The sequence below is a fragment of the Nocardia sp. KT25-26 genome (assembly GCF_056627695.1).
In genome coordinates this window covers 662,546-677,438 of the sequence record NZ_CM152813.1, presented here as the reverse complement: position 1 = coordinate 677,438, position 14,893 = coordinate 662,546, and the positions used below count along the sequence as shown (strand labels likewise).

General features: G+C 65.3%; 2 protein-coding genes. Both read right to left on the bottom strand.

All coding sequences use genetic code 11. The annotated features are described in order from the left end of the window. Window positions 1–16: 16 nt before the first annotated feature. The gene (locus AC1HFH_RS03120) at window positions 17–1,945 is read right to left on the bottom strand and encodes a dynamin family protein (RefSeq protein ID WP_480245925.1); all 1,929 of its coding nucleotides are present in this window, start codon (window positions 1,943–1,945) and stop codon (window positions 17–19) included. Between the two features lie 16 nt (window positions 1,946–1,961). After that, entirely contained in the window at window positions 1,962–14,645 is a 12,684-nt protein-coding gene (locus AC1HFH_RS03115) for a hypothetical protein (protein WP_480245924.1), read from the bottom strand. Between the last annotated feature and the right edge of the window lie 248 nt (window positions 14,646–14,893).

Sequence of the window (14,893 nt, the reverse complement as noted above, 5' to 3'; positions counted from 1 at the left end):
CGCCGGGAACAGTTCCTCAGGGGGCCGGACGCGCCCTCGATGCACCCCGCGGATCCGGAACCGGCACCGGCCGCACCGAGGGCGGTGGTGGTTGCATCGCCCGTTCCCGGCTCGCGCCGGGCAGCTGCAGCATCCGGTCGGCATACTTGCGCAGCTCGGTGACCGCGAGCAGCTGCTGTTCCAGCTCGGCCGTGCGTTCGGCGCGGTCCGCCGCGGCGGAACTGGCCACATCCTGCGCGGCGCTCAGTGACGCGTCGATGGAACGCAGCGAGCGAGCCGCGACCCCGGTGTAGTGATCGCGCAGCGCCCGGTGGATCCGGTGCATCCGGTCCTTGGTCTCCTTGCCGGCCTGGAAGGCGACGTCGTCGACGAACCGGCGCACCGCGTTCTTCGCCTCCGAACGCCGTTTCGACAGCCGGACCTGCTTGTCGTCCTTGTACGCCTTGCCGCCGACCAGCACACCCGCGCCGATCGAGAGCGGATTCAGCAGGGCCATACCGACGAACGTGCTGGCCAGACCGACCATCAGCACACCGCCGTAGGAACCGCGCAACCCCACCAGTACCTTGCTGGTGGCACCGATATCCGGTTCCAGATCGGCCAGTGTGCCCGCACCGGCGCCCCGTCCGTCGGAATCGAGCGCCTTGTCCATATTCGGAAGGTCCACGGCGCCGACCGCGCTGAAGTGGTCGGCGACCCGTTCGGCGAGCGTCTCGGTGCGGGTGTGCGTCCACAGCAGGTTGTCACCCAGCGCCGTGTCGACGGTCCCGGTGAGCCATTCCGCGATCGCCCGCCAGTGCCGGGCCGGGTCGTGATCGTCGATCCAGTCCTCGGCGGTGTGCGCGATGGCCCGTAGCCGTTCCCGCAGGTCGTGGTCGATATCGCCCATCAGGTCGGTGATCCCGTCCGACAGGGTCTGCTGCCAGTAGCCGGAGGCGCGGCGCAGTTCCTCGGCAGCGTCCCGGGCAGCCTCCAGTTCGCGGACCGCATTGTCGGCGCGTTCCGGGTTACGCAGCATCATCAGTTCACTGCCCAATGCCAAGGCCAGGTGCTCGGCCGAGGAGTGCAGTTCCCGCGCCACCGCGGCCTGCGCGGCGATCCGGTCCCGGACGACGACCTGCTCCTTGAGGAAACCGAACAGCACACCGAAGCCGGATTCCCGGCCGAGCTGGGCATCGCGGCGACGCAGGGCGTGGGTCCGCAGCAGCGAGGACACCGGGATCAGCGGCACCTCCACCCCTTCGCGGGCCATATGCCGGCGGTCGGCGTCGGCGACCCGCCGCCAGTGCGGGTACATGTCGACCTTGGTCAGCAGCACCGCGACTGTCGGGCACAGCTCACGCACCTGCCGCAGGAAGGACAGTTCCGGCTCGGTCAGTTCGGTCGAGGCATCGCTGAGCACCAACACCGCATCCGCCGCCGGCACCATCCCCAGCACGCCGGTGGTGTACGAGGAGCCGTGCCCACCGACACCCGGCGTGTCCACCAGCACGATGCCCTCACCGAGCAGCTGGTTCGGCGCCTGCGCCTCGATCCGCACGATCTGGCGGCCCTTCGCATACGGGCTGTTCGCATCGATGCCGCCGATCTCCGCGAACGGCACCTCCACCCGGGTCTCCGCCGCGCCCGGAGCGGTGAGCACCAGCTCGGCCCGCGGCACCGGGCCGTGCTCGAGCTGGAGCGGGACGGCCGTGGTGCGATCGTCGCCGACCGGGCAGACCGACTGCCCCAGCAGCGCATTCACGAACCGGCTCTTGCCCTGCCCCAGCTGGCCGGTGACGATGATCCGCCGGCGTGGGTCCCGCAACCGCTGGGCCGCCGCCTCCAACCGCACCACCAGGTCGTCGCGGTCCGCCGCGCGGGCCGCCGTGATCGTATCCCCCAGCACCGTCAGCAGCGGGGTGGCTGCTGACGGTGCTGTCGACTGCTCAGCGATATTCGCCATCGGAGCCGATCCCTTCTCAGAGGAGGCCGCCACCGAGCAGGCCGCCGTCGTCGGCGGTGTCGGTGGTGGTGTCGGTCGACGAACCCAGCACGCCGGTGTCGGTGGCGCCGAGACCCGGGCCGAAGGCGCCGGAGACATCCACCTGATCCCAGGTGTCCGAGACCGCTCCGGTGGTGCCGGTGGTGGTGTCGTAAACCGGTTCGGTGACCGACTGGCCGGTGTCGTAACCCGAGGTGTAACCGGAGTCCGCGGCACCGTAACCGGAGTCGTAGGCCGTCTGGCCGGAGTCGTAGGCGGTCTGGCCGGCGTCGTAGCCCGTGTCGTAGCCGGAGTCGTAGGCCGTCTGGCCCGTATCGTAGGCCGTCTGGCCGGCGTCGTAGCCCGTGTCATAGCCGGAGTCGTAGCCTCCGCCGAGCACGCCACCCACGCTGTCCACGACCCCGCCGACGACTCCGGTGCCGGTATCCACGACGCCGGTCCCGGTATCCGCCAGGCCGGCTCCGTTGTCGACGAGCCCGGTCCCGGTATCCAGGAGCCCGGTGCCGGGATCGGGGACCGCGCCGGTCAGGCCGTCACCGAAACCGGTCTCCAGGCCACTGCCGACGGCGTCGCCCGTCGCATCCAGCCAACCCGACGGATCGTATTCGTCGGTGATCGCCACCGGATCGAGCACGCTGTTCGGGTCCAGGGTGCCCGGATCAAGCAGGCCCGGATCCGGCAGGGTGTGGCCGGTGGCTTCGTCCAGCCAGCCGGTCTGCACGGCATCGTCCACGCCCGGGAGTTCCTCGCCGGCCAGCGCGCCGGTGGCACCCGCGATGCCGGACTCGATCAGGTCCATCTTCGCATTCTCGACCGCCCACGCGGTGTCGGCCGCCTGGTCGACCAGGCCGGTGCCACCGGTCAGTCCGTCGCCGAAGCCGGTCTCCAGACCCGAGCCGACGTTCTCGACCACGCCGGTCGCCTGGTAGACCTCGTCCAGCCCGGTCGGCAGTCCGGTGTCGACCATATCGGTGAACCCGGTCAGGCCGGCGGCGTCGGCGGTCGCATCGTCGAGGCTGCCCAGCACCGTTGCGGCACCGGCACCGGCGACCGTCTGCGCGGCGGTCGTGGCGAGTCCGCCGACCGGGTTGGTCTCCTCGTCGGGGGCCACCGCGGCCGGATCGAGCGCCGAGAACACTCCGTCGCCGTCGAGCAGTCCGCCATCCATCGCCGGGGTAGTGGACAGGCCGTCGCCGGCCACCGCACCGCCGATGCCCGCCGCCGCGGCGTTCAGATCCTGGACGATGTCGTTGCCGTTCAGGAAATCGTCCCAGTCGTTGAGCGATTCGTTCACCTGACCGCCGAGGACGTTCACATCGTCGATGTCCCAGGCGTCGAACGAGTCGTTCAGGGTCTCGTTGACCTGGCCGCCCAGGACGTTGGTGTCGTCGATGTCCCAAGCGTTCAACGAGTCGTTCAGAGTCTCGTTCACCTGACCGCCCAGGACGTTGGTGTCGATGTCGTCGAAGGTGTTGCCGTTGAACACGTCGTCGACCAAGTCGAGGCCGTTCAGCGAATCCTGCACCTGGCCGCCGAGGACATTGGTGTCGTCGAAGTTCCAGTCGTCCAGGGTGTCGTTGAGCGAATCGTGCACATCGGCACCCAGCACGTTGATGTGGTCCAGGTCCCAGGCGTTCAGCGAATCGGTGACGGTTCCGCCGATTCCGGTGAAATTGCCGCCGACACCGGTCAGGTCGCCACTGCCGAGCAGGCCACCGTCGCCGTTGAGGACGCCACCGTCACCCAGCAGACCACCGTCACCGGCCAGCCCGCCTTCACCGGCTCCGATGCCGGTCGCGTCGACCACATCGGTCCAGCCGTTCAGCGAGTCGTTGAGCGTCTCGTTCACCTGGCCGCCGAGCACGTTCACATCGTCGATATCCCAGCCGTTCAGCGAATCGTCCACCGCGTCCTGCACACCCAGCACGTTGATGTCGTCGAAGGTGTTTCCGTCACCGAGTCCGGTGAGGTCGCCGCCGACGCCGGTGAGTCCACCGCTGCCCAGCAGGCCACCGTCGCCGTTGAAGGCACCGCCGTCGCCCAGCAGACCACCGTCACCGAGTAGGCCGCCCTCGCCGGACGCGATGCCGGTCACGTCACCGATCTCGTCGACATTGCCGCCGACCCCGGTGATGTCCTCGAAGGTGTTGTCGGTGAAGTCGACGGTGTCCGTCCAGCCGTTGAGGGTTTCGTTCACCTGGCCGCCGAGGACATTGGTGTCGTCGATGTCCCAGGCGTTCAGGAAGTCGGTCCAGCCGTTGAGAGTGTCCTGCGCACCGAGGACGTTGATGTCGTCGAAAGCCCAGCCGTTCAGCGAATCGTTCAGGGAGTCGTGCACATCGCCACCTAGAACCGTGATGTGCTCGAAGTTCGCGTTGTCGAGGATGTCGCCGGTACCGATGCCGGTGATGCCACCGTCGGGGTTGAGCACGCCGCCTGCGCCGGCGAGACCACCGTCACCGTTGAGGATCCCGCCGTCGCCGGCCAGGCCACCGTCACCGTTGAGGACGCCGCCGCCCAGCAGACCGCCGTCGCCGTTGAACGATTCGTCGATCTGGCCACCGAGGACGTTGGTGTTGATGTCGTCGAAGGTGTTGCCGTTGAAGAAGTCGAGGGTGTCGGTCCAGCCGTTCAGCGAGTCGTGCACGTCGCCACCCAGAACGGTGATGTGCTCCCAGTTGCCGTCGTTGAGGAAGTCGCTGACGCTGCCCACCGAGTTGGTCCAGTCGCCGACCAGCCCGGCCGTGTTGTCGTCACCGACGATGCCGCCGACGTTGGTCCAATCTCCGACAATGCCCGCCGCGTTCGTCCAGTCACCGTTCAGTGCATCCTGCACGCCGAGCACATTCACGTTGTCCGGGTCGATGAGGTTGTCGTTCAAGATGCCGCCGTTGTTCAGAATCCCACCGTCGCCGGCCAGTCCGCCGCCACCGAAGAAGTCCGCCACATCGGTCCAGCCGTTGAGCCAGTCGCCGTTGAGCGAGTCCTGGACCTGGCCGCCGAGAACGTTGATGTCGTCGAACGTGTTGCCGTTGAGCACGTTGTCGCCGACGCCGGTCAGGTCACCGACCGACTGGTTCCAGTCGGCGATGTCGGTGAGGTTGCCGATCGACTGCACCCAATCCTGATCCCAGATCACGTCACCGTTGTTGGTGATGCCACCGAGGATGTTCGCGCCGTTCAGCGAGTCCTGTACCTGGCCACCCAGGACGTTGATGTCGTCGAAGCTGTTGTTCCAGTCGTTGAGCCAATCGCCGTTGAGCGAATCGTGCACGTCGCCACCGAACGCCGTGATGTGCTCGAACGTGTTGGTCCACCCGTTCAGCGAATCGTGCACGTCGCCGCCCAGCACCGTGATGTGCTCGAACGTGTTGTCGTTGAAGTCGAACACGTCGTAGATGTCACTGATCGAGCCGATGCCGTTCACGTCACCGATGCCCTGGAAGTTCACGTCGCCTGCCATGCCACTCACGTCCCCTGCGATATCCGAAATGTCTCCGGTCACTACACCTGTCACGTCGCCGACAGAGCCGACGATGCCGTTGAAGTCGCCGGCGACGCCCGTGACATCGCCCGCAATCCCTGTCACATCGCCGACTGCACCGGAGATTCCGGTGACATCGCCTGCGATGCCCGTTACGTCGCTGATCGTGTTCGTGATGTCGCCGACCTCACCGATTCCGGTGACGTCACCGACCGAACCGACGGAGCCGAGCAGATCGCCGCCCACGCCCGTCACATCGCCGGCGAATCCGGTCAGGCCGTCGCCGACCGAAACCGTCACATCGCCGGCCACTCCCGAGATGTCACCGAATGTGCCCGTGACATTTCCGACGTTCTCGAACCAGTCGCCGATCGAGTTCGAGATCTCGCCGCCGAACCCGGTCAGATCACCGGACACCCCGGTGAAGCCATTGAGGAAGTCGCCCGCGACACCTGTCATATCGCCGGTGAAGGCGGAGATGTCGCCGAACGTATTGGTGAAATCGCCGGCGACGCCCGAGATATCACCGGCAACCCCGGTCAGATCGCCACCGACGCCGGTGAGGCTGCCACTCAGGTCGCCCGCGATGCCGGTGAAGCTGTTGCTCAGGTCCCCGGTCCAGCCGGTCACATCGCCGGAGATTCCGGTGAATCCGTCGAACAGGTCACCGCTCACGCCGGTCACATCGCCACCGATGCCGGAGAGGTCGCCACCGATATCACCGGCGACGCCGGTGAAGTTGCCGAAGACGTCCCCGGCGACTCCGGTGAAGTCCCCGGTCCAGCTCGCAATATCACCGCCGACTCCGGTGACCCCGCCGAACACATCCGACACGTCGCCGCCGATTCCGGTGATGTCTCCGGCGACTCCGGTGAAGCTGTTGCTCAGATCGCCAGCCACACCGGTGACACTGTTGCTGAAATCGCCGGCAACTCCGGTGACACTGCCACTCAGGTCACCTGCGACGCCCGTGAAGCTGTTGCTCAGATCCCCAGCCACACCGGTGACACTGTTGCTCACGTCGCCGGCGATTCCAGCGAAGTCACCGGCGATCCCGGTGAAGCTGTTGGTCACGTCGCCGGCGACACCGGCGAAATCACCTGCGATCCCGGTGAAGTCACCGCCGATTCCGGTGACACCGCCGAACACGTCGCCCGCAACGCCAGTGAAATCACCTGCGATCCCGGTGAACCCGTTGAAGGAGTCACCGGCGAAGCCGATGATGTCGCCCGAGACGCCGGTGGCGTCGCCGGAGATATCGCCGATCGATCCGATGAAATCGCCGCCGACTCCGTATACATCACCCCACGCGTTGGTGACGTCACCGACGACCGTAGACACATTCCCGATGTAGTTGTTCACGTCACCGGCCACTCCGGTCACCTCACCAATCGTGTTGTCGAAATCCCCTCCGATTCCCGTCACGTCACCGACCGAACCGATATCGCCCACCGTGTTCGTCAGATCGCCGGCCACCCCGGTGATATCGCCGACCGTGCCGATATCACCGACCGAACCGACCAGGTCACCCGCCACGCCGGTGACATCGCCACCGACCACATCACCGACGGTCTGGGTCACGTTGCCCACCTCGGAAATGTCACCGACATTGCCCGAGAGCAGATCGCCGACTGTGTTGTCGCCGTCTCCGCTGAGCACGTCGCCGACCGAACCGATCGTGTTGTCGGTGACGTCGCCGACATTGCCCGACAACACGTCCCCGACCAGGCTCGGGTCGCCGGCGATGCCGGTCACGTCCCCGATGATGTCGTTACCACTGCCGTTGCCGTCACCGCTGAGCACGTCGCCCACCGTCCCGGTCAGGTCACCGACAGTGCCGATATCGCCCACGGTGTTATCGGCGATCCCGGTGATGTCGCCGACCGTGCCGTTACCGCTCAACACGTCACCGACACTCCCGGCCACGTCCCCGACCAGGCTCGGGTCGCCGGCGATGCCGGTCACGTCCCCGATGATGTCGTTGCCGCTGCCGTTGCCGTCACCGCTGAGGATGTCGCTGACCGAACCGGTCACGTCCTCGACCGTGCCGTTTCCACTCAGCACGTCACCGGTGATATCGCCGACCGTGCCGTTGCCGCTGAGGATGTCGCCGGTGATATCGCCGATGGAACCGTTGCCGCTCAACACGTCGCCGACCGTGTTGGTCACATCGCCGAAGGTGTTGGTGATATCGCCGACCGCGTCGTTGTCGTTGAGCACATCGCCGATTTCACCGATCCCGGTGACGTCGCCGACGTTGTCGTTGAGCACGTCTGCGACTGATCCGTCGACCACATCGGTGATGTCGCCCACCGAACCGATATCGCCGCCGGCGGAGAGTACGTCCCCCACGACCTGCCCCACGTTTCCGGAATCGTTGAGAACATCGTCGATGCTGCCGATGTCGCCTACCGAGCCGACCACATCGCCGACCGTCCCGTTCCCGCTCAACACATCGCCGACCGTGTTGCCACCGAGAACATCGCCGACCGAACCGATATCCCCGGTCACATCGCTGATCGAATTGGTGACGTCGCCGATCGTCCCGTTGCCGCTGAGCACGTCACCGAGCTCGCCGATGCCCGTGAGATCGCCGACCGTGCCACCGATGGTCCCGGAATTGTCCAGCATGTCCTCGACCGTGCCGTTGCCGCTGAGGATGTCGCCCACCGTGTTGCCGTCGAGCACGTCACCGACGCCGGTGATGTCACCCGCCGAACCGATATCTCCGGTGAAGTCGCCGATCGAGTTCGTGATATCACCCACGGAACCGTTGCCGCTCAGCACATCACCGACGGTGCCGGCGAATCCGGTGATATCACCGACGTTGCCGAACTCGTTGACGACATCGCCTACCGTGCCCGTGTTGTTCAGCACGTCCTCGACCGTCCCGTTTCCGCTGAGGACATCGCCGACCGAACCGTCCACCAGGTCGGTCACGTTTCCGAAGTTGTTCAAGAAGTCGCCGGTGATATCGCCGACCGAACCGTTCCCGTTCAACACGTCGCCGACGAAGTTGTCGATGCCGTCGATATCGCCTACGGATCCGATCACGTCACCGACATTGCCGATGTTGTTCAGGAAGTCACCGGCCTCCACGCCGGTCACCTCACCGACGACGTCGCCAACCGTGTTGTCGCTGACCACATCGGTGATATCGCCTACCGTGCCATCGATTCCGGTGACATCGCCGACCACCTGGGAGATATCGCCGATGCTCCCGTTTCCGTTCAGAACATCGGTCACATCGCCGACCGAGTTGTCGATCAAATCGCCGCCGACCGAATTGTCCACCAGGTCGCCGACCACTGTCGGATCACCGACCACATCGCTGACGACCTCGCCCGAGTTGTTGATGACATCGCCGAAGGAATTACCGTCACCGATGCCGCCGATCGTGTTGTCCACAACATCACCCACCACGTTGTTGTCGCCTGCGATGTCACCGACGGAGTTGTCGATCAAATCGCCGGTCACATCACCTACGGAGTTGTCGATGAAGTCGCCGGCGACATCTCCGACCGATCCGTCGATCAGATCGCCGGTCACATCGCCCACGGAACCGTCGATCAGGTCACCGGTGACATCACCGCCGATGACATCGCCAACCGAGCCGACATCGGTTATGTCACCGACCGACCCATCGATCAGGTCGCCGGTGATATCGCCGGTGTTGCCGATCACATCACCCACCGAACCGTCGATCACATCCCCGACCACGTCGCCCACCGAACCGTCGACGAGATCGCCAGTCACATCACCGACGGAGTTGTCGATCAGATGGCCGGTCACATCGCCCACCACGTCCCCGACGGAGTTGTCGATCAGGTCACCTGTGATTTCGCCGGAGTTGTCGATGAGGTCGCCGGTCACATCGCCATCGATCAGGTCGCCCGTCACGTCGCCGACCGAACCGTCCACCAAGTCGCCGGTGATATCGCCGACCAGATCGCCGGCCACCCCGGTCACATCGCCACCGATCACATCGCCGACAGAACCGTCGATCACATCGCCGACCACGTCCCCGACGGAGTTATCAATCAAGTCACCTGTGATTTCGCCGGAGTTGTCGATGAGGTCGCCAGTCACGTCGCCATCGATCAGGTCGCCGGTCACATCGCCAACCGAGCCGTCCACCAGGTCGCCGGTGATATCGCCGACCACCCCGGTCACGTCGCCCACCGAGTTGTCGATGAGGTCGCCGGTCACATCACCCACCGAGCTGTCGATCAGATCTCCGGTCACATCGCCGGTATTACCGATCACATCGCCGACCGAACCGTCGATCACGTCCCCCGTCACGTCGCCGATTGATCCGACGTCCGTCAGATCGCCGACCGAGTTGTCGATCAAGTCACCTGCGATATCGCCGGAGTTGCCGACCACGTCGCCTACGGAACCATCGATCAGGTCGCCCGTGATGTCGCCGGAATTGTCGATGAGGTCGCCGGTCACGTCGCCATCGATCAGGTCGCCCGTAACGTCGCCGACCGAACCGTCCACCAAGTCGCCGGTGATATCGCCGACCAGATCGCCGGCCACCCCGGTCACCTCGCCACCGATGACATCGCCGGCGACCCCGGTCAGATCACCGGTATTGCCGATCACGTCACCGACCGAACCGTCGATCAGGTCCCCGGTCACATCGCCGATCGAACCGTCCACCAGGTCGCCCGTGACATCACCGGCGACGCCGGTCAGGTCTCCGCCGATCACGCCACCATCGATCAGGTCCCCGGTCACATCGCCCACCGAACCGATACCGCCGTCGATCAGATCGCCGGTCACGTCACCGTCGACGAGGTCACCGGTCACGTCACCGATCGACCCGACGTTCGTCAGGTCGCCGACCGAGTTGTCGACCAGATCGCCGGCGACATCGCCGATACTGCCCACAGTCCCGGAGTTGTCGATCACGTCGCCGACCGACCCATCGATCAAGTCCCCGGTCACATCGCCGGCGATTCCGGTCAGATCACCGGTATTGCCGATCACGTCACCGACCGAACCGATTCCGCCGTCGATCAGATCGGAGACGGAATTGTCGACCAGGTCACCCGTTACGTCGCCGACCGAGCCGTCGATCAGGTCGCCGGTGATATCACCGTCCACGACGTCACCGGTCACGTCACCTACGATGTTCCCGGTATCACCGTTGGTGATGTCACCGACCGAGCCGACGCCTCCGTCGATCACGTCGCTGATCGAACCGACATCGGTGATGTCACCGACCGAACCGACGCCACCGTCGATCACGTCGCCGATGGTGCCCGAGTTTCCGGTGATGTCACCGACTGCCTGTGAGATATCACCGATGGAACCGATGTCGCCGCTGTTGTCGAGCAGATCGCCGACCCCGGTCATGTCGCCGACCGTCTGGGTCAAGTCACCAACGGTCCCCAAATCGCCGCTGTTACCGGTGATGTCGCCGACGACCTGGGAGATGTCGCCGTCGAACACGTCACCGATCCCGGTCACGTCACCTACCGAGCCATCCACAAGGTCTCCGGAGATGTCGCCGACGACCTGGGTGACGTCGCCGATGGAGCCGATGTCGCCGCCGGCGTCGACCAGGTCGCCGGTCACATCACTGATCGAACCGACGCCATTGAGGATCTCGTTGTCGTTGAACGCATCCGTGACGTCGCCGACCGTTCCGTTGCCACTCAGCACGTCACCGACGACATCGCTCACATCCCCGACGGATCCGATATCGCCCACCGTCCCGCTGATATCGCCGGCATCGTTCAGAACATCGCCGACCGCGCCGTTGCCGAGCACGTCCCCGGCGATCCCGCTGACATCGCCGATTGTCGTATCTCCGAGCACATCACCGGTTTCGACTAGGTCACCGACAGTCCCGTTGCCGCTGAGCACATCACCTGCGATATTGCCGACATCGCCCACTGAGGAGTCGTTGAGCGCATCACCGACGACGTTTCCGATATCGCCTACCGATGCATCATTCAGCACGCCACCGACCACGTTCTCCACATCGCCGACCGACGAATCGTTCAGCACATCACCGACGGAGCCGTCGACCACCTCGGAGATGTTTCCGATCGTGTTGTCGCCGTTCAGCACATCCGTGACATCGCCGACCGAGCTGTCGTTCAGCACATCCGTGACATCACCGACTACGCCGTTGCCGCTCAGCACATCACCGACATCGCCTACCGTCCCGTTCCCGCTGAGCACGTCTCCCACATCGCTCAGGGTGTCGCCGACCGTGGCGTTGTTGAGCACATCTGCGACCGTGTTGTCACCGCTGAACACATCGGTCACGTCGCTGATGGTGTTGTCACCGTTGAGGAAGTCGCTGATGCCACCGACCGTGTTGTCACCGCTGAGAATGTCGGTGATGTCGCCGGTTTCGATTCCCGCGTCGTTGAGTACCTCGCCGACCGGACCGTTGTTCACCACGTCGCCGACCGAGCCGACGTTCGTGATATCACCGACGTTGCCGGCATCCACCACATCGGTGATATCACCGACGGTGGCGTTGTCGAGGACGTCGCCGACGGTGCCGTTGCCACTGAGGACATCGCCGACGGTGCTGTCACCGATGGAACCGATATCACTCAGCACGTCGCCGGTATTGGTGACATCACCCATCGAGCCGATCACATCGCCGACCGTGCTGTCGTTCAGCACGTTGCCGACCGACGGATCGTTCAGCACATCGGTCACGTTCCCGATGGAGCCGGAGTTGTCGATGACATCGCCGACCGTGCTGCCGTTCAGCACATCGCCCACCGAGCCGATCCCGCCGTCGAGCACATCGCCGGCGCCGGTCACATCGCCGATATCGCCGACGCCATCGCTCACTGTTCCGTTGCCGCTGAGAACATCTCCCGCGTTGCCGCTGAGAACATCCCCCGCATTGGTGATATCGCCGATCGTGCTCTCGTCGATCGATCCGACGCCACCATCGACGACATCGCCGATCGTGTTGCCATCGCCCACCACATCACCGACGACGTTGCTCACCACGTTGTCATCGCCGATGTCGCCGATGACATCGCCCACCGAGTTGTCCACAACGTCACCGACGACATCACCACCGACCGAGTTGTCCACAAGGTCACCGGCCACGTTGTCGAAGATGTCGCCGGAGTTGTCCACAACATCACCGACCGTGGCGTCGCCGCCGATGACGTCGCCGACGGTGTCCCCGGAGTTGTCCACAAGGTCACCGAACACATTGCCGTCACCGACGACGCTGCCGATGGAGTTGTCCACAACGTCACCGACCGTGGCGTTGTCGCCGATGATTCCGCCCGAGTTGTCCACAAGGTCACCGAACACATTGCCGTCACCGACGACCTCGCTGATATCGACGACGGAGTTGTCGCCCGATACGAGGTCGCCGGCGGTCTGCGAGATACTGCCGATGGAGTTGTCGTCGCCGTTGATTCCGTTGATCACGTCGCCGACGGTGGCGTCCCCGCCGATCACATCGCCCACGGACCCGACGTCACCGGCGATCTGGTTCACGTCCCCGATGACATTGTCGTCACCGATGCTCGCCACGTCGCCGGCCACCTGGGTGATGTCCCCGATCGAGCCGATCGAATTGTCGTCACCGGTGACGCTGCCGATCACCTCGCCGACGGTGGCATCACCGCCGATCACGTCGCCGATCGCACCGATCGAATTGTCGTCACCGGTCACCCCACCGATCACATTGCTCAGGGTGTTGTCGCCGCCGACCACATCACCACCGACCAGGCTTCCGACCACATCACCCACTGTGTTGTCGCCACCGAGCACATCGCCGACCACGTCGCCGACGGTGTTGTCGTCGAAGGAGAGCGCGTCGCCGACCACGTCGCCGCCCACCAGGTTGCCGATCGTGTTCCCGGTGTTCTCGATATCGCCGACGGAGCCGAGCACATCGCCGACCGAGCCGATATCGCCGACCACGGAGTCGATGTCTCCGACGACCTCGGTGACGTTGCCGGCGTTGTTCAATGCGTTCACGAAATCGCCGAGCGTGGCCCCGTCGAGGACGCTGCCGATATCCTCGATGCCACCGAAATCGTTGACGATGCCGCCGAAGTCACCGATCGGCCCGATGTCGTTGAGCACGCCGGTGACGCCGCCGAGCGAACCGGATACGACCGAGACCGGGGCGCTCAGCCCGCCGAGCATGGCGTCGCCGATCTCGACCGCGTTCTGGAACGCCTCGGACATGTCGTTGGCGAGCTGCGCGGCTTCGTTGAGTACCTCGACCCCGCCGATGGATCCGATGTCGCCGAGGTTCGAGAGGTTGGTCAGGTCACCGAGCTGCGCGATATCGCCCAGGTTGGTGATATCACCCAGGTTCGCGATATCGCCGAGGCTGCCGATGTCGCCGTTGGTGATACCGCCGACTGTGTTGCCGACGACGTCGCCGAGGTTTGCCCCGGCAATATCGCCGAGGTTCACCCCGCCGTCGTTGAGCAGGTCACCGATCACGTTGTCCCCACCGATGAGGCTGCCGAGCACGTCGCCGCCGACTACATCCCCGCCCAGCACATCGCCGCCGATGGTGTCGCCCAGGATGTCGCCACCCAGCACGTCACCGAGGATGTTGTTGTCCCCACCGATGAGGGTGGTGTCGCCGTTGATGAGACCGTTGTCGCCGTTGGTGAAGTCGCCGCCGTCGCCACCGATGATCGTGGTGTCACCACCACCGCCGTTGCCTCCGCCGTCACCGCCGCCGGGGCCACCCGGTCCGCCGGGGCCGCCTGGTCCACCGGGACCGCCCGGTCCGCCGGGGCCGCCGCCGGGTCCGCCACCGCCTCCGGGACCACCGGGACCACCCGGCCCCCCGTGCCCACCGCCACCGTGCCCACCATGTCCCCCCGGCCCACCGTGACCGCCGTGACCACCCCACGCCCGCCCCGGCCCGAAGAAGAAGGGCGTGGCCGCCCCGGTCGCACCGGCCGGGCCGAACATGCCGGCACCACCGCTGCGGCCCGCGCAGACGATTCCGCGCAACTGCCCCGATCCGCAGCCGCAGAACATCCGCGAGACCATCGGCGCACAGGCAGAGATGTACTGCGGCGTGACGCAGAGCTCGGCCTCCTCGATGACGCGACACGGGTCGGCGGCGTAGGTCGCGGCCTCGTCCGGGTTGCGCAGCAGGTTGAGAATGAACTGCAGAATCGCATTGTCGGTCATCGAGGTCATCGGGAATCAGCTCCTCCGAATCGAGGCGGGTCGCGGCACAGTCCGTCGCCGGGCCCGATGTGATGAAGTCCTCTTCACGCTATGGCGAGCGGAGGCCCCCGGAAACGGGGTGAAACCCCATACCTGATCGGGGCCATTCGTTAGGGGGTCGATGCGGATTAGGGGATTTCCCCCCGAAATCCCCCAATGGCCGTAACGGCAGCCGGGCGGCAAACGACAGAACGAATGGACTCGCAGAGGACGCAGTC

What these genes read in the sequence shown, in the direction of transcription:
- AC1HFH_RS03120 (WP_480245925.1), bottom strand. Translation starts at nt 1,945, where the DNA reads ATGGCGAATATCGCTGAGCAGTCGACAGCACCGTCAGCAGCCACCCCG.
- AC1HFH_RS03115 (WP_480245924.1), bottom strand. Translation starts at nt 14,645, where the DNA reads ATGACCTCGATGACCGACAATGCGATTCTGCAGTTCATTCTCAACCTG.